General features: G+C 68.2%; 17 protein-coding genes. 8 read left to right on the top strand and 9 right to left on the bottom strand.

All coding sequences use genetic code 11. The annotated features are described in order from the left end of the window. Positions 1–71: 71 nt before the first annotated feature. The gene (locus tag AC3B6A_RS03570; protein ID WP_488400935.1) at positions 72–635 is read left to right on the top strand and encodes an SEC-C metal-binding domain-containing protein; all 564 of its coding nucleotides are present in this window, start codon (positions 72–74) and stop codon (positions 633–635) included. A gap of 88 nt (positions 636–723) precedes the next feature. On the opposite strand, the gene AC3B6A_RS03565 is transcribed toward AC3B6A_RS03570, so the two are convergent. Beyond that, positions 724–1,770 carry an MBL fold metallo-hydrolase gene (locus tag AC3B6A_RS03565; protein WP_488400934.1) on the bottom strand — a complete coding sequence of 349 codons (1,047 nt, stop codon included), beginning with the start codon at positions 1,768–1,770 and terminating at the stop codon, positions 724–726. Positions 1,771–1,917: 147 nt separating this feature from the next. On the opposite strand from AC3B6A_RS03565, the gene AC3B6A_RS03560 reads away from it, so the two are divergent. After that, positions 1,918–2,484 (top strand): pseudouridine synthase, encoded by a 567-nt coding sequence (locus AC3B6A_RS03560; protein WP_488403499.1) that lies wholly within the window; start codon positions 1,918–1,920, stop codon positions 2,482–2,484. Positions 2,485–2,511: 27 nt separating this feature from the next. Here the strand turns inward: AC3B6A_RS03560 and AC3B6A_RS03555 are convergent, their stop codons facing one another. After that, complete coding sequence (locus AC3B6A_RS03555) at positions 2,512–2,715, bottom strand: DUF2788 domain-containing protein (RefSeq protein WP_488400933.1); 204 nt, start codon at positions 2,713–2,715, stop codon at positions 2,512–2,514. Positions 2,716–3,163: 448 nt separating this feature from the next. Between AC3B6A_RS03555 and lnt the strand changes: the two genes are divergently transcribed. After that, positions 3,164–4,696: an apolipoprotein N-acyltransferase gene (lnt, locus tag AC3B6A_RS03550; RefSeq protein WP_488400932.1), complete on the top strand. Its 1,533-nt coding sequence runs from the start codon at positions 3,164–3,166 to the stop codon at positions 4,694–4,696. Between the two features lie 116 nt (positions 4,697–4,812). On the opposite strand, the gene AC3B6A_RS03545 is transcribed toward lnt, so the two are convergent. Together AC3B6A_RS03545 and AC3B6A_RS03540 are read right to left on the bottom strand one after the other, a co-directional pair. Further along, positions 4,813–5,574 carry a YdcF family protein gene (locus AC3B6A_RS03545; RefSeq protein WP_488400931.1) on the bottom strand — a complete coding sequence of 254 codons (762 nt, stop codon included), beginning with the start codon at positions 5,572–5,574 and terminating at the stop codon, positions 4,813–4,815. Positions 5,575–5,619: 45 nt separating this feature from the next. Further along, on the bottom strand, positions 5,620–6,057 hold the full coding sequence (locus AC3B6A_RS03540) for a hypothetical protein (protein WP_488400930.1): 438 nt from the start codon (positions 6,055–6,057) through the stop codon (positions 5,620–5,622). A 236-nt stretch (positions 6,058–6,293) separates the two neighbouring features. Between AC3B6A_RS03540 and leuS the strand changes: the two genes are divergently transcribed. From leuS to holA, 3 genes are all read left to right on the top strand, one after another. Further along, complete coding sequence (leuS, locus tag AC3B6A_RS03535; protein ID WP_488400929.1) at positions 6,294–8,915, top strand: leucine--tRNA ligase; 2,622 nt, start codon at positions 6,294–6,296, stop codon at positions 8,913–8,915. 83 nt (positions 8,916–8,998) lie between these two features. After that, entirely contained in the window at positions 8,999–9,613 is a 615-nt protein-coding gene (locus AC3B6A_RS03530; protein WP_488400928.1) for an LPS-assembly lipoprotein LptE, read from the top strand. A gap of 36 nt (positions 9,614–9,649) precedes the next feature. After that, positions 9,650–10,687, top strand: a complete 1,038-nt coding sequence (holA, locus tag AC3B6A_RS03525; protein WP_488400927.1) for a DNA polymerase III subunit delta — start codon at positions 9,650–9,652, stop codon at positions 10,685–10,687. Here the strand turns inward: holA and AC3B6A_RS03520 are convergent, their stop codons facing one another. Further along, a complete protein-coding gene (locus AC3B6A_RS03520; RefSeq protein ID WP_488400926.1) occupies positions 10,688–11,038 on the bottom strand; it encodes a YciI family protein in 351 nt (116 codons plus the stop codon). A 165-nt stretch (positions 11,039–11,203) separates the two neighbouring features. On the opposite strand from AC3B6A_RS03520, the gene arfA reads away from it, so the two are divergent. Together arfA and AC3B6A_RS03510 are read left to right on the top strand one after the other, a co-directional pair. Next, entirely contained in the window at positions 11,204–11,356 is a 153-nt protein-coding gene (gene arfA, locus AC3B6A_RS03515; protein ID WP_488400925.1) for an alternative ribosome rescue factor ArfA, read from the top strand. Positions 11,357–11,612: 256 nt separating this feature from the next. Beyond that, positions 11,613–12,881: a lytic murein transglycosylase gene (locus AC3B6A_RS03510; RefSeq protein WP_488400924.1), complete on the top strand. Its 1,269-nt coding sequence runs from the start codon at positions 11,613–11,615 to the stop codon at positions 12,879–12,881. Between the two features lie 44 nt (positions 12,882–12,925). Here AC3B6A_RS03510 and lipA read toward each other — a convergent pair whose 3' ends face one another. The 4 genes from lipA to AC3B6A_RS03490 all read right to left on the bottom strand — a co-directional run bounded on the left by lipA (position 12,926) and on the right by AC3B6A_RS03490 (position 16,208). Beyond that, positions 12,926–13,921 carry a lipoyl synthase gene (gene lipA / locus AC3B6A_RS03505; protein WP_488400923.1) on the bottom strand — a complete coding sequence of 332 codons (996 nt, stop codon included), beginning with the start codon at positions 13,919–13,921 and terminating at the stop codon, positions 12,926–12,928. Continuing rightward, complete coding sequence (lipB, locus tag AC3B6A_RS03500) at positions 13,918–14,571, bottom strand: lipoyl(octanoyl) transferase LipB (RefSeq protein WP_488400922.1); 654 nt, start codon at positions 14,569–14,571, stop codon at positions 13,918–13,920. Before lipB ends, lipA begins: the two co-directional genes overlap by 4 nt. Further along, entirely contained in the window at positions 14,571–14,861 is a 291-nt protein-coding gene (locus AC3B6A_RS03495; RefSeq protein WP_488400921.1) for a DUF493 domain-containing protein, read from the bottom strand. Before AC3B6A_RS03495 ends, lipB begins: the two co-directional genes overlap by 1 nt. A 189-nt stretch (positions 14,862–15,050) precedes the next feature. Next, positions 15,051–16,208 carry a D-alanyl-D-alanine carboxypeptidase family protein gene (locus tag AC3B6A_RS03490; RefSeq protein ID WP_488400920.1) on the bottom strand — a complete coding sequence of 386 codons (1,158 nt, stop codon included), beginning with the start codon at positions 16,206–16,208 and terminating at the stop codon, positions 15,051–15,053. Positions 16,209–16,404: the final 196 nt, after the last annotated feature.

The following is a 16,404-nucleotide window of genomic DNA, read 5'->3' as shown; positions in this document are numbered from 1 at the left end:
CTCGCGCGCCGCCGGAACCCTGGCGCGGCCCTCCGGTCGGACCTTCGCCGACCTCTTCTGCTGGTGATCCCATGTCATTCCGCGCCCCTTCGCACCTCACCAATCCCCTGCGCCGCTTCGCCCGCCGACTGGTGGAGGGCGGCACCCCGGAAGTCGCCGCACCGCTGCCACTGCCGGAAAGCCTGGCCGGCGAGCCCTGGTTCTCGGTGGGCAAGGCGGTGGAAAGCCTCGGCGGCGAGCGCGTCGACGGCTGGTGCCTGGAAGAGTGGCCGAGCCTGGCCCTGCGCGCCCGCTTCAGTGCCTGCTGGCGCGATGCCCGGGGGCGCCTGTGGAATGTGCTGCCCGGCGGCGGCGCGATCGCCTTCCTGCCCGACCCGAAGCGCCGCTACGAAGGCGTGCCGCTGGCCGAACAGTTCCACGCCCTGGAGCGCGACGAACTGCTGGAGGACTACCTCCGGCTCTGCCGCGAACTGACGCGCGCCCAGCTCGACGACGAGCGCCGGGAAGTCCGCGATGGCATGCGCCGGCGCCTGGAAAGCTGGCTGGAACTGGGCGGCCGGGGCGACCAGCCGTGCCCGTGCAACAGCGGCAAGCGCTATCGCAACTGCTGCAGCAAGCGCGTTCGGGAGAACTGAGGCCGCCTTCTCTTCGTAGGAGCGAGCTTGCTTGCGAACGGATTTCCAGGCGGTCACGGTGTCAAGCGCTTCGCGAGCAAGCTCGCTCCTACAGTGAATGGTCCTGCATTGGCGGTACGTGCCACTGCTCCCCCGGCTTCGGCGCGCGGAACCGCTCCGGCGCGACACCGCGCTGCTGCAGCGCCCTGGCCAGGTCGCTGACCGGCGCGAACTGGCCCTCGTCGCTGAGTTTGAAGGTGCCGAAGTGGATCGCCATGCTGCACTGCGAATCGAGCTGCTGGTGCGCCTGCACCGCGTCGTCCGGGTTCATGTGGTGATGGCGCATGAACCAGCGCGGCTCGTAGGCGCCGATCGGCAGGGCGGCGAAGCGCAGCGGGCCGAAGCGCCGGTGGATCAGCTCGAACTCCGGGCCCAGGCCGCTATCGCCGGGGAACAGCAGCGGGCCATCCGCCGACTCCAGCACGAAACCCAGCCACAGCGTGCGGTTGGTGTCGCGCCGCGCGCGCGCCGACCAGTGCTGCGCCGGCACGCCGGTGAGCAGCATGCCGTCGGGCATCGGCAGGCTCTGCCACCAGTCGAGCTCTTCGACGTCGAGGAAACCGCAGGCGCGGATCAGCTCGCCATTGCCCAGGCCGGTCACCACCCGCGCCGCCGGGAAGCGCCGCGCCAGCTCGCGCAGGCTGCCGATGTCCAGGTGGTCGTAATGGTTGTGGCTGACCAGGATCAGGTCGATCGGCGGCAGCTCGTCCAGCGCCAGTCCCGGCGGGTGATGACGGCGCGGACCGAGGAAGCTGAAGGGGCTGGTGCGCTCGCCCCACAGCGGGTCGGTGAGGATATTCAGGCCGCGGTGCTGGATCAGCAGCGTGGCGTGGTTGATGTAGGTGACGCGCAGCTCCGCGCCGCTGACCCGGGCCGGCGTCTGCGGGCGCGTGGCCGGCCCCGGCTGGTCGACCCAGGGCACCTGCCGGCCACGGTTGAGCTGCCATCGGAGGAAGGCGCGCAGGCCGTGGTGTGGCTGGCGGTCGAGATTGTGGAAGCGCTGACCATCGAAGTGCGCGGTCTGCGGGCCCTGGTAGCGGGCGCCCAGGCGGCCGGCGAGGTTGCGCAGGGTGATCAGCCAGGTGGGATGGCTCATGGGTCTGCTCTTGCGGTGGGGGCTCGGCACAACCTAGCATGCTGGGCATTCGCTTTACCCCCATCTCCGGTTACCAGTCTTTTCGCCATGCCCCGTCCGCCCCGTCCCGCCTCCCGCCGCCCCGCTCCCCGTCCCGCGCCACGCCGCGTGGCCAAGGCGCCGCCGGCGCAGCCACGGCTGATCCTGCTGAACAAGCCGTTCGACGTGCTGACCCAATTCAACGACAGCGAGGGCCGGGCGACCCTGAAGGATTTCGTCGCGGTGCCGGGCGTGTATCCCGCCGGACGGCTGGACCGCGACAGCGAAGGCCTGCTGCTGCTGACCAACGACGGCCGCCTGCAGGCGCGCATCGCCGATCCGAAGCACAAGCTGCCGAAGACCTACTGGGTGCAGGTGGAGGGGGAGCCGAGCGAGGAGCAGCTCGAACAGCTGCGCAAGGGCGTGCAGCTCAACGACGGGCCGACCCTGCCGGCCGAGGCGCGGCGGCTGGAAGAGCCGCAGCTGTGGGAGCGCAACCCGCCGGTGCGGTTCCGCAAGTCGGTGCCGACGGCCTGGCTGGAGCTGGTGATCCGCGAGGGCCGCAACCGCCAGGTGCGGCGGATGACGGCGGCGGTCGGCCTGCCCACGCTGCGCCTGGTGCGCGTGCGGATCGGGCCGTGGAGCCTGGACGGTCTGCCGCCAGGGCAGTGGCGGGACGTCAGCCCCGAACTCTGAACGCCGGGGCGGGTGCGGGAGAAGGCGTCAGAAGCCGCCTTCGAGCCCCGCGACGACGATGGACTTGATCAGGAAACCAAGCACGCCCAGGCCCAGGGCGAAGAACAGCACCATGGTGCCCATGCGGCCGGCCTTGGACTTCTTCGCCAGATCCCAGACGATGAAGGCCATGAACAGGATCAGGCCGCTGACCAGCCCGTACATCATCCAGTCTTCGAAACTTTCGTTCATTGCTGCTCCTGCCCGGTGCGGAGGTTGTCCGAGGGACGCCGGGGCTGAGGGTGGTGGTGGAGAAGGCGCGCATTATACGCATCTGTGCGCGCGCTGATCCGCAGTGCTCGAAAATCGATCAATTGTTGCCGTGGCCGGGGCGGATGGCCGATGAAGATCGCGCGACAGGGCGGCTGGCGGGAAATTTTCCGCCCCGGGGGGCCTCCAGCGGCAGACCGGGTGCGCCGCTATGTCGCAGGGTCCCGCGGGAGCGGGCGGGTTCGCGAACAGGTTTGCCGGCCACTGCGCTACCGGAAAATTCGCCAACGAACCCGCGTCCGCAAGCGGCGCCCTTTGTTCCTGCAACATCCCGCCGCAGTCACTCATGGCTTTTAGCCCCCATCCCCATAGCCTACCGTTCGGCTCTCCATTACTCTTGCGCATCGCTCAACCGCAACAAGGATTCCCGATGCGCTGGATCACCCGTCCCGGCCTTCCCGGTCATTTACTGGCCCTGGCCGCCGGCGCGCTCACCCCGCTGGCCCTGGCGCCGTTCGGCTACTGGCCGCTGGCGCTGCTGTCCCTCGCCCTGTTCTACCTCGGCCTGCGCGGCACCACCGCCGGCTCGGCGCTGTGGCGCGGCTGGTGGTACGGCTTCGGCGCGTTCATCGCCGGCACCAGCTGGATCTACTTCAGCATCCACGACTTCGGCGGCGCCTCCGGGCCCCTGGCCGCCTTCCTGGTGATCGGATTCAGCGCCGGCGTGGCGTTCTTCTTCGCCCTGCCCGCCTGGGTCTGGGTGCGCTTCCTACGCCGCAACAACGCCCCGGTCAGCGACGCCCTGGCCTTCGCCGCGCTGTGGGTGGCGCTGGAGCTGTTCCGCAGCTGGTTCCTCACCGGCTTCCCCTGGCTCTACGCCGGCTACAGCCAGCTGGAAGGCCCGCTGGCGGGCCTGGCGCCCATCGGCGGCGTCTGGCTGGTGTCCTTCTGCATCGCCCTCTGCGCCGCCCTGATCATCAACATCCCGGCGCTGACCCAGCGCCCCGCGCGCCTGGCCATCGGCCTGACCCTGCTGATCGCGCCCTGGGCCGTCGGCTTCGGCTACAAGGGCCACGCCTGGACCACGCCGGCCGGCGCGCCGCTGAAGGTCGCCGCGATCCAGGGCAACATCGCCCAGGAAATGAAGTGGGACCCCAAGGCCATCACCTCGCAGCTGGAGCTGTACCGCGACCTGACGGCCGAGCAGAACGGCGTCGACCTGATCGTCTGGCCGGAGACCGCCGTGCCCGTGCTCAAGGACCTGGCCAGCGGCTACCTGGGCATGATCAACGAGGTCGCCAACGGCAAGAAGGCCGCGCTGATCACCGGGGTTCCGGTGCGCCAGAAGACGGCCGGCGGCGCGCGCTATTACAACGGCATCACCGTGCTCGGCGACGGCAGCGGCGACTACCTGAAGCAGAAGCTGGTGCCCTTCGGCGAATACGTGCCGATGCAGGACCTGCTGCGCGGCCTGATCGCCTTCTTCGACCTGCCCATGTCCGACTTCGCCCGCGGCCCGGACGACCAGCCGCTGCTCAAGGCCAAGGGCTACGCCGTGGCGCCGTACATCTGCTACGAAGTGGTCTACCCGGAATTCGCCGCCGGGCTGGCGGCGCAGAGCCAGCTGCTGCTGACCATCAGCAACGACGCCTGGTTCGGCACCTCCATCGGCCCGCTGCAGCACCTGCAGATGGCGCAGATGCGCGCCCTAGAAGCCGGGCGCTGGATGGTGCGCGGCACCAACAATGGGGTCACCGCGCTGATCGACCCGTTCGGCCGGCTGGCAGTGCAGATCCCGCAGTTCCAGCGCGGCGTGCTGCACGGCGAAGTGGTGCCGATGCAGGGCCTGACGCCCTATCTCAAGTGGCGCGTCTGGCCGCTGGCGATCCTCGGCGCGGTGCTGCTGGCGTGGGCGCTGGTGCGCCGCCGGACGCATCCGGAAGAGCGCCGGCTGTTCCGCTGATCGCAATAGAAAGGGCCTCGTTACGAGGCCCTTTTTTCATCCGGGATCCGGTTCGCGAGCAAGCTCGCTCCTACAAGAGCGATCCCTGTAGGAGCGAGCTTGCTCGCGAACCATCCCTAGCGATAGAACAGCCGGTACCCCAGCAGCCCGATCGCCTCGTTGAGCAGCTGCTCGCTCTGCCACACCGCCCGTCCCTCCGGCAGCCAGCCGCCCAGCGGCCGGGCGTTGTCCACGCCGATATAGCCCAGCGGCGCCGGCACCACCTCCAGCCCCGCCCGCTGGAAGCTCCACAGCGCGCGCGGCATGTGCATCGCCTGGGTCACCACGACCACGCGGCGGATGCCGGCCTGGCGCAGGATCGGCGCACTGAGCTGGGCGTTTTCCCAGGTCGTGCGGCTCGCCCCTTCCTGCCAGCGCACCTCGACGCCGTAATCGTCGGCCAGGCTGCGGGCCATGATGTAGGCCTCCGAGGGCGGCGAGCCGTAGTGCAGCCCGCCGGAAGTCAGCACCGGCAGGCCACTGGCCTTGGCCAGACGGGCGGCGTAGCGCAGCCGTTCGTAGGCCATCAGGCCGGGCTGGTCCTCGTTCCAGGCGCGGTCGCCGCGGACCCGCCCGGCGCCCAGCACCACGATGGCGTCGGCGCGCTGCGCCAGGGTTGCCCAGTCCGACTGTTTCAGCGGCGCCTGCTGCTCCAGCTGGCGCGCGCCCCACTCCACCGTCACCGGCAGGCTCATCGCCAGCAGGCCGAGGAAGCCGGTGAAGAAGCACAGGATCGAGAAGCGGGGATAGCGGCGGCGCAGCAGGAACGCCAGGAACAGCAGCAGAAGCAGCAGCCCCGGCGGCAGCAGAATCTGTTTGAGGATGTAGCGAAGCGGCATCGGCGACTCCTTGTCGAGCGCCTAGCCTAGCGGATCACCGCGCGATCAGCGCGCTTTCGCGTTGCGGAACAACTGGGAACCACAGGAGGCGCAGGGCAGCACGCCCTGGCTGCGGCTCCAGGCCACCGGCGTGCCGCACAACGCGCATTGCAGCTGCTGCGGATGCCCGTGGGACACCAGCCGCGGGCGGCCGGGCGGGGTGACGTGGCGCGGCGGACGGGACGTCCGCGCGGGGCCCTGCTCCAGCAGCGCCAGTTCCTGGGCGGCGGCATGCCAGCCGCGCAGCCAGTTCACATCCTGATCGAGATAGGCCCGGATCAACTCCATCTCCGCACTGCTCAAACCGCGCAACTCCAGCTCGACGGGGCACTCGTCTCTCAATCGTTCGGCGGTATCGGCCTCATCCAGGGCCAGCGCCAGTCGTTGCAACAACCGTTCATACAGACCGGAACCCGAAGCACTTGCGCGATGCAACTCAGCCATCAGTCACCTCAAGACAGGCGGAAACCTCCCGCCCTCAGGCAAAGCTTAGCGGCAGGCCCCGCGCCACACCGAGCGCGCGACAAACGGCGCGGGCTACCGGCTCGGGGAGGGGTCATGTATGCTACGAGGCTTTCTGTAGCCGCCCGGTCCGGGGTTTCCCGGGGGCCGGCAAGGCGGAGGACCACTCGACCTCCCCCGGCCGCACAATTCTTTTCCGTACAGGTTCAAATCGCGCCATGCACGAGCAATACCAGCCTCTCGAGATCGAATCCCAGGCCCAGCGCTTCTGGAACGAACACAACTCCTTCCGCGTCGACGAAGTCGCCGGCAAGGAGAAGTTCTACTGCCTGTCGATGTTCCCGTATCCGAGCGGCAAGCTGCACATGGGGCACGTGCGCAACTACACCATCGGTGACGTGATCAGCCGCTACCACCGCATGCAGGGCAAGAACGTCCTGCAACCGATGGGCTGGGACGCCTTCGGCATGCCGGCGGAAAACGCCGCGATGAAGAACAACGTCGCACCGGCGGCCTGGACCTACGACAACATCGCCTACATGAAGTCCCAGCTCAACAGCCTGGGCCTGGCGATCGACTGGTCCCGCGAAGTCACCACCTGCAAGCCGGACTACTACCGCTGGGAACAGTGGCTGTTCACCCGCCTGTTCGAGAAGGGCGTGATCTACCGCAAGAACGGCACCGTCAACTGGGACCCGGTGGACCAGACCGTGCTGGCCAACGAGCAGGTCATCGACGGCCGTGGCTGGCGTTCGGGCGCGCTGATCGAGAAGCGCGAAATCCCGATGTACTACTTCAAGATCACCGCCTACGCCGAAGAGCTGCTGGAAAGCCTCGACCACCTGCCGGGCTGGCCGGAACAGGTCAAGACCATGCAGCGCAACTGGATCGGCAAGTCCCGCGGCATGGAGATCGCCTTCCCCTATGACCAGGCTTCCATCGGCGAAGCCGGCCAGATGAAGGTCTTCACCACCCGTCCGGACACCCTGATGGGCGCCACCTACGTCGCCGTGGCCGCCGAGCACCACCTGGCCACCCTGGCCGCCCAGCGCGATCCGTCGCTGCAGGCGTTCATCGACGAGTGCAAGCGCGGCGGCGTCGCCGAAGCCGACATCGCCACCCAGGAAAAGAAAGGCGTGGCCACCTCGCTGTTCGTCGAACACCCGCTGACCGGCGACAAGCTGCCGGTGTGGATCGCCAACTACGTCCTGATGAACTACGGCGAAGGCGCCGTGATGGCCGTGCCGGCCCACGACGAGCGCGACTTCGAGTTCGCCAACAAGTACGCCCTGCCGATCCGGCAGGTGATCGCCAGGGTAGAAGGCGACAACGACTACGACGCCAGCGCCTGGCAGGAGTGGTACGGCGCCAAGGACGAGAGCGTCCGCACCGTCAACTCCGGCAAGTACGACGGCCTCGGCTACCAGACCGCGTTCGACGCCATCGGCGCCGACCTCGCCGCCAAGGGCCTGGGCCAAGCGCGCACCCAGTTCCGCCTGCGCGACTGGGGCATCAGCCGCCAGCGCTACTGGGGCTGCCCGATCCCGATCATCCACTGCGACGCCTGCGGCGACGTGCCGGTCCCGGCCGACCAGCTGCCGGTCGTCCTGCCCGAGAACGTGGTGCCGGACGGCGCCGGCTCGCCGCTGGCCAAGCTGCCCGAGTTCTACACCTGCAACTGCCCGAAGTGCGGCCAGCCGGCCAAGCGCGAAACCGACACCATGGACACCTTCGTCGAGTCGTCCTGGTACTTCGCCCGCTACGCCTGCCCGCAGTTCGAAGACGGCATGCTGGACAAGAAGGCCGCCAACTACTGGCTGCCGGTCGACCAGTACATCGGCGGCATCGAGCACGCCATCCTGCACCTGCTCTACGCGCGCTTCTTCCACAAGCTGATGCGCGACGAAGGCCTGGTGGACAGCGACGAGCCGTTCAGGAACCTGCTGACCCAGGGCATGGTGGTCGCCGAGACCTACTTCCGCACCAACCCGAACGGCAGCAAGGACTGGTTCAACCCGGCCGACGTCGAAGTCGAGCGTGACGCCAAGGCCAAGGTCATCGGCGCGCGCCTGAAGACCGACGGCCAGCCGGTGGAAATCGGCGGCACCGAGAAGATGTCCAAGTCCAAGAACAACGGCGTGGACCCGCAGGCCATGATCGACGCCTACGGCGCCGACACCTGCCGCCTGTTCATGATGTTCGCCTCGCCGCCGGACATGAGCCTGGAATGGTCCGACTCCGGCGTCGAAGGCGCGAGCCGCTTCCTGCGCCGCGTCTGGCGCCTGACCCAGGCCCACGTCAGCGCTGGCCCCGCCGGCGCCGTGGACAAGTCCGCCCTGGACGACGCGCAGAAGGCCATCCACCGCGCCATCCACCTGGCCATCCGCCAGGCCAGCCAGGACGTGGGCCAGCACCACAAGTTCAACACCGCCATCGCCGCCGTGATGACCCTGATGAACGTGCTGGAGAAGGCCCCGGCCGAATCCGCCGCCGACCGCGCCCTGCTGCAGGAAGGCCTGGAAAGCGTCACCCTGCTGCTCGCCCCGATCACCCCGCACATCTGCCACGTGATCTGGCAGGAGCTGGGCAAGGGCGGCGCGGTGATCGACGCCGGCTGGCCGCAGGTCGACGAGGCCGCCCTGGTGCAGGACAGCCTGCAGCTGGTGGTGCAAGTCAACGGCAAGCTGCGCGGCCACATCGACGTGCCGGCCAGCGCCAGCCGCGAAGAGGTGGAAGCCTCGGCGCGCGCCAACGAGAACGTGCTGCGCTTCACCGATGGCCTGACCATCCGCAAGGTGATCGTGGTACCGGGCAAGCTGGTCAACATCGTGGCCAACTGAAACCGACGCTGGAAAAGACCTATTCGCCCGTGGCACCTTCTTCGCCACGGGCACCCCGGATCAACAGGAGTGAGGGAAGCTTGATGAAACGTATCCTGACCAGCCTCGCGCTGATCGGCCTGGCCTGCGTGCTGACCGCCTGCGGCTTCCAACTGCGCGGCCTGGGCGATACGAACTTTGCGCTCAAGGAAATCGACCTGAGCGCGCGCAACGCCTACGGCGAAACCGTCAAGCAGCTCCAGCAGGTGCTCGAAGGCAGCGGCGTGAAAGTCGTATCCCGCGCGCCCTTCCACGTCATCCTCGCCCGCGAGGACGTGACCCAGCGCACGGTCAGCTACACCAGCTCGGCGCGTAGCGCGGAAAACCAGCTGACCAACACCCTGGACTACGAAATCCGCGGCACCAACAACCTGCTGCTGATGGATGGCCAGGTGCAGGTGCGCAAGGTCTACGTGCAGGACGACAACAACCTGGTCGGCTCCGATCAGGAAGCCACGCAGATCCGCGAGGAAATGCGCCGCGAACTGGTCCAGCAGATGGCCATGCGCCTGCAGATGATCACCCCGGCCCAGCTCGATGACCTGCAACGCAAGGCCGAAGCCAAGGCCCAGGCCGAAGCGGACGCGCAGAAGGCCGCGGAGGACGCCGCCAGGGCGCAGCCGCAGCAGTCGCCGATCGAATTCCCGAAAGCCGAGTGACAGACAGGGGCCGGACAAACCGGCCCCTTTTTCATCATGAAGCTCAATCCCGGACAACTCGCCAAACACCTGCAGGGCGACCTGGCTCCCGTCTACGTGGTCAGCGGCGACGAGCCGCTGCTCTGCCAGGAAGCCTGCGACGCCATTCGCGCGGCCTGCCGCCAGCGTGATTTCGGCGAGCGCCAGGTGTTCAACGCCGAAGCCAACTTCGACTGGGGCCAGCTGCTCGAAGCCGGCGCCAGCCTCTCGCTGTTCGCCGAGAAGCGCCTGATCGAACTGCGCATGCCCTCCGGCAAGCCCGGCGACAAGGGCGCGGCGATCCTGCTGGAATACCTGCAGCGCCCGCCGGAGGACACCGTCCTGCTGGTCAGCCTGCCCAGGCTCGACGGCAACACGCAGAAGACCAAGTGGGCCAAGGCGCTGATCGACGGCGCCGCCGCCCAGTTCATCCAGATCTGGCCGATCGACGTGCACCAGCTGCCGCAGTGGATTCGCCAGCGCCTGTCCCAGGCGGGCCTGGCCGCCAGCCAGGAAGCGGTGGAACTGATCGCCGCGCGGGTGGAGGGCAACCTCCTGGCCGCCGCCCAGGAAATCGAAAAGCTCAAGCTGCTGGCCGAAGGTCAGCAGATCGACGCCGCCACCGTGCAGGCGGCGGTGGCCGACAGCGCGCGTTTCGACGTGTTCGGCCTGATCGACGCGACCCTGAACGGCGAAGCCGCCCACTGCCTGCGCATGCTCGAAGGCCTGCGTGGCGAAGGCGTGGAGCCGCCGGTGATCCTCTGGGCCCTGGCCCGGGAAATCCGCGTGCTGGCCGCCCTTGCCCAGCAGTTCGGCCAGGGCGTGCCGCTGGAGAAGGCCTTCAGCCAGGCCCGCCCGCCGATCTGGGACAAGCGCCGCCCGCTGATGACCCGCGCCCTGCAGCGCCACACCGGCAGCCGCTGGAACCAGATGCTGCAGGACGCCCAGGTGATCGATGCGCAGATCAAGGGACAGGCCCAGGGCGATCCCTGGAACGGCCTCGCCCGCCTCGCCCTGCTGGTCGCCGGGCAGCGCATCAGCCTGCCGTCGGCCTGATCACTCCCACTCGCGAACCTGCCGCATCTCCACACAGCCCAGGCGTCCCGGCGGAATCTTCGCGGCGATGCGCTGCGCCTCTTGCATGTCCTCCGCCTCGATCAGGTAGAAGCCGCCGAGCTGCTCCTTGGTTTCCGCGAAGGGCCCGTCGGTGATCGCCAGACTGTCGCCCTGGTGGCGCAGCGTGCGGCCGGTCGGGGTCGGCAGCAGGGCGTTGGCGGCGATGTAGTTGCCGCTGCGGCGCAGTTGCTCGCTGTAAGTCATGCATTGGTCGACGATGCCGCGCAGTTCGGCCTCCGGCAGTTCGGCCACCTTGCGCTCGTCGAAGTAGATCATGCAGAGAAACTTCATTGTCCTTGTCCTCGCTGTCACGGCTGTGGGCCGCAACCAGAGTAGCCATGAAACGCCCCGCCGGCGCCGCTCCGTCCGCCGACTGACCAACGGTATGGACAGACGCCCCCGGGAGGCAGAAGATGCGCGCGCCGGCATCGGGCCGGCTTCGATGAGGACACCATGATGGCGAAACACTCCAAACGGCCGAACAAGGCCAAGTCCCTGGTCGCGCAACCGCTGTTCCGCAGCCGCCAGGAAAAGCCCCTCAAAGGCAAAGGCAGCTACCGCCGCGAAGCCTCCCGGAACTGGGAGGCTTCTTCGCTTCTGGCGGCCTGAAATCCTTCCTTCGTCGCTCGCGGCCCTCGCAGCAGCTCGCCGGCGAAGCGCAACGCACAACCCATCCCGCACGACTCGATTCCTCCCCCGGCCCGCCAGGCACCCCGCTCCCCGCCGCCCGACAGACGCCATCCCGGCACGGGAATTTTCCCCCGCCGCCGCCATCGAAGCCTGAATACCCGCCTCTGCCCAGCGCAGACGCCCCACAGTGGCCATGCTAAGGTGGCCGCTCCCCTGCCAGTACTCGAGGAGAGCCATGCGCACGCCTGTTCCATCTGCTGTCGGCCAACGCTGCCTGCTCGCCGTCACCCTGTCGCTGGCCAGCTTCGGCCTGCTGTCCTCCTGCGCCGAGGCGCCGCCTCCCGGCACGCCCGGCGGAGCATCCGCCGCGCAACCGACGCAAAGCTTCGCCCAGTGGCGCGACGGCTTCCGTACCCAGGCCCTGGCCGCCGGCATCAGCGCGCAGACCTTCGACAACGCCTTCGCCGGCGTCGAGCCCGATGATTCGGTGATCGCCGCCGACCGCAGCCAGCCGGAATTCACCCGCCCCGTCTGGCAGTACCTGGACAGCGCCGTCTCCCCGGCCCGGGTGCGCAATGGCCAGGACCGGCTGCTGCAGAACGCCGAGGTGCTGCAACGCATCGACAGCGCCTACGGCGTCGACCGCGAAGCCGCGGTGGCCATCTGGGGCATGGAGAGCAACTTCGGCCAGCAGATGGGCAGCAAGAACGCGATCCGCTCGCTGGCCACCCTCGCCTACGAAGGCCGCCGCCCGGACTTCGGCCGCGAGCAGCTGATCGCCGCGCTGCGGATACTCCAGCACGGCGACGTACCGGCGGACCGCCTGCTCGGCTCCTGGGCCGGCGCCATGGGCCAGACCCAGTTCGTCCCCAGCACCTACAACCGCTACGCCGTGGACTTCGACGGCGACGGCCGGCGCGACATCTGGGGCTCGTCCAGCGACGCCCTGGCCTCCACCGCCAACTACCTGAAGACCTCAGGCTGGCAGCACGGCCAGGCCTGGGGCTTCGAAGTGCGCCTGCCGCAGGGCTTCGACTACGCCCAGGCGGACATGGACATCCGCAAGCCCGTGGCCGAATGGCTGCGCCTGGGCGTGCAGCCGGCGACCGGCAACCTGCCGGGCGATCCGCGCGCCAGCGCCTCGCTGCTGCTGCCGGCGGGCTATCGCGGCCCGGCCTTCCTGGTGACGGACAACTTCCGCGCCATCCTCAAGTACAACAACTCGACGTCCTACGCCCTGGCCGTGGGCCTGCTGGCCGACAGCCTCAAGGGCGGCGGCCAACTGGCCGGGCACTGGCCGCAGGAGGACACGCCGCTCAGCCGCAGCGAACGCATCGAGCTGCAGCAACGTCTCGCCACCCAGGGCTACCCGCCCGGCAGCGCGGACGGGATCATCGGCGCCAACACCCGCAAGGCGATCCGCGCCTTCCAGCAATCCGTCGGCTGGCCGGCGGACGGCTATCCCACCCCGTCGCTGCTGGCACGCCTTCGGCAGAACGTCTGAACGAAAAAAGGCGCCCGAAGGCGCCTTTTTCATGCAGCGGCAGATCAGTCGATCCTGGTGCCGTGAGCCTGCTGGTCGGCGTGGTACGAGGAACGCACCAGGGCGCCGGAGGCGACGTTCTTGAAGCCCATCTTCTCGCCCTGCTCGGCGAACCAGGCGAAGGTGTCCGGGTGGACGAAGCGCTGCACCGGCAGGTGGCTGCGCGAGGGCTGCAGGTACTGGCCGAGGGTGAGCATGTCGATGTCGTGCTCGCGCATGCGCTGCATGACTTCGATGACTTCCTCGTCGGTCTCGCCCAGGCCGAGCATCAGGCCGGACTTGGTCGGCACATGCGGAACCCGCTGCTTGAACTTCTGCAGCAGGTCCAGCGACCACTCGAAGTCGGAGCCCGGACGCGAGGACTTGTACAGGCGCGGCACGGTTTCCAGGTTGTGGTTGAACACATCCGGCGGCTCGGCGGCGGTGATGTCCAGGGCGATGTCCATGCGCCCGCGGTAGTCCGGCACCAGGGTTTCCAGCTGCACGCCCGGGGACAGCTTGCGGATCTCGCGCAGGCAGTCGGCGAAGTGCTGGGCGCCGCCGTCACGCAGGTCGTCGCGGTCCACCGAGGTGATCACCACGTACTTCAGGCCGAGGTCGGCGATGGCGATGGCGAGGTTCTTCGGCTCGTCCGCGTCCAGCGGCTTCGGCCGGCCGTGGCCGACGTCGCAGAAGGGGCAGCGGCGGGTGCAGATGTCGCCCATGATCATGAAGGTGGCGGTGCCGCCGGAGAAGCACTCGCCCAGGTTCGGGCAGGAGGCTTCCTCGCAGACGCTGTGCAGCTTGTGCTTGCGCAGCAGTTGCTTGATGCGGTCGACCTCGGGGGAGACCGGGATGCGCACGCGAATCCAGTCCGGCTTCTTCGGCAGCTCGTCGGTGGGGATGACCTTCACCGGAATGCGCGCGACCTTTTCCGCGCCGCGCAGCTTGACGCCAACTTCCATCTTGCCCGGCTTGGCGGCCGGGGCGGCCTGGTCCGGATTGTCCACAACAGTGCTCATCTAGGTTCGATCCCGCCCGTCAGGGTCTTCTGTGCCGCGTAGCCAAGGCGCTGGACGAGTTCGCCACGCAGGCGCTCGCGCACATCGGCCAATGCGATGGGGCCCGCCAGCTGACTCAGCTGGGTCATGGCCATGCCTGCGTAACCGCAGGGATTGATGCGTCGAAAGGGTTCCAGGTCCATGTCCACGTTCAGGGCCAGGCCATGGAAGGAGCGGCCGTTGCGGATGCGCAGGCCGAGGGAAGCGATCTTCGCGCCGTCGACATAGACGCCCGGGGCGTCGGGTTTCGACACGGCCTCGATGCCGTAACCGTCCAGCAGGCCGATGAGGCTCTGTTCGATGCGCGAGACCAGGTCGCGCACGCCGATGCCGGAGCGGCGCACGTCGAGCAGCAGGTAGGCGACCAGCTGGCCGGGGCCGTGGTAGGTCACCTGGCCGCCGCGGTCGACCTGGACCACCGGGATGTCGCCGGGGAACAGCACGTGCTCGGCCTTGCCGGCCTGGCCCTGGGTGAACACGCGCTGGTGTTCGAGCAGCCAGACTTCGTCCGGGGTTTCGGCGCCGCGCTCGGCGGTGAAGCGCTGCATGGCGTGCCAGGTGGGCTCGTAGGGCAGCAGGCCCAGTTCACGGAAGCCCAGCGTGTCGCCCATCAGAGCACCATGTGGACGCGGCCGGTGGCGCGCAGGTCTTTATGGATGTTCTGCAGCTGGTCGACGCCGGTGGCGGTGATCAGCACCTGCACGGACAGGAAGCGGCCGTTGCGGCTGTCACGGGTGACCAGGGTGGTGACGTCGAGGTCGGGCGCGTGGCGCTGGATGATTTCGACGACCAGATCGGAGAAGCCTTCGCCGGCGTCGCCGATGATCTTGATCGGGTAGCGTTCGCAGGGGAACTCGATCTTCGGCGCGGGCGGGGTGGCGCTATCGGGGGTATCAGTCATGGCTGTCGCGGGCGGGTGGCCCGCCTCCGCATGAGCCTCCTGGGTGAGGACGCTCCGGGTGGATCGGACGACGGCTGCCGGGCCACGGAGGACCGGGCGGTCGCAGGCGGGCATTTTACCCGAGTTTGCGACTGCGCGTGCGGGTCAATCCCGGCCTTGTATACAAAAGTGCAAGGCCGGGACGAGCGGTCAGTTGAACAGGCCGTAGAAGAACAGGCGCAGGCTGTCCCACATGCGGCGGAAGAAGCCGCCTTCCTCGACCGCGTTGAGGGCGACCAGGTCGGAGGTGCGGACGACCTTGTCGCCGAGCTTGACCTCGACCTTGCCGATCACCTGGCCCTGCTGGATCGGCGCCATCAGGCTGGGCACGACGACCATGTTGGCCTGCAGCTGCTTGAGCTGGCCGCGTGGCACGGTCATGGTCAGGTCTTCGGCCAGGCCGGCCTTGACCTCGCGGTCGGCGCCCTTCCAGACCATGGCCTTGGTCAGCTCGGCGCCCTTCTTGTAGAAGGTCTGCGATTCGAAGAAGCGGAAGCCGTAGGTCAGCAGCTTCTGGGTCTCGGCGGCGCGGGCCTGTTCGCTGTTGGTGCCGAACACCACGGCGATCATGCGCTGGCCGTCACGCACGGCGGAGGCCACCAGGCAGTAGCCGGCTTCGTCGGTGTGGCCGGTCTTCAGGCCGTCGACGGTCTTGTCGCGCCACAGCAGCAGGTTGCGGTTGGGCTGCTTGATGTTGTTCCAGAGGAACTCTTTCTGCGCGTAGATGGCGTAGTGGGTCGGCTCGCCGTAGATGATGGCGCGGGCCAGGGTGGCCATGTCCTTGGCGGAGGAGTAGTGCTCCGGGTTGGGCAGGCCGGTGGCGTCCATGAAGTGGGAGTTGGTCATGCCCAGCTTCTGCGCGGTGGTGTTCATCATGTCGGCGAAGGCGTCTTCGCTGCCGGCGATGTGCTCGGCCAGGGCGACGGAGGCGTCGTTGCCGGACTGGATGATGATGCCGTGCAGCAGGTCGCTGACCGAAACCTGGGAGCCGACCTTGATGAACATGCGCGAACCGCCGGTGCGCCAGGCGTGCTCGCTGACGGTGACCTGGTCGGATTCGGCGATGCGGCCGCCTTCGATTTCCTTGGTGGCGATGTAGGCGGTCATCAGCTTGGTCAGGCTGGCCGGGGGCAGGCGTTCGTCGCCGGCGTTCTCGACGAGGATCTGGCCGCTGGCGCCGTCCATCAGGACCCAGGCCTTAGCCGCCAGTTGCGGTGCGGCGGGAACGACTTCAGCGGCCCAGCTGGCCACGGGGGCACTGAACAGCACGAGCAATGACAGGCGTTTGGCGAAGTTGAAGATGTTCATCCGTCTCTCTGGGGGTTCACTAATGGTCAAACAAACAATCCCTTCCCGGGCCTGTTTCTGACCTGCTGCGCGTTGACTGAGCTGCGTTGGAAACGGTCTCGGAATGCTCATTTACAGCCGTAAACTCCGCTTCCTCTACCGTTTCCGCCTTGCTCCGCTCTAGCTCGCAGGCCATAAACAGCCCCTCTGGGGGAAA

Source organism: Pseudomonas sp. B12(2026) (assembly GCF_057767015.1).
Note: the sequence above shows the minus strand (reverse complement) of the source record. Positions and strands in the feature narration are given on the sequence as shown.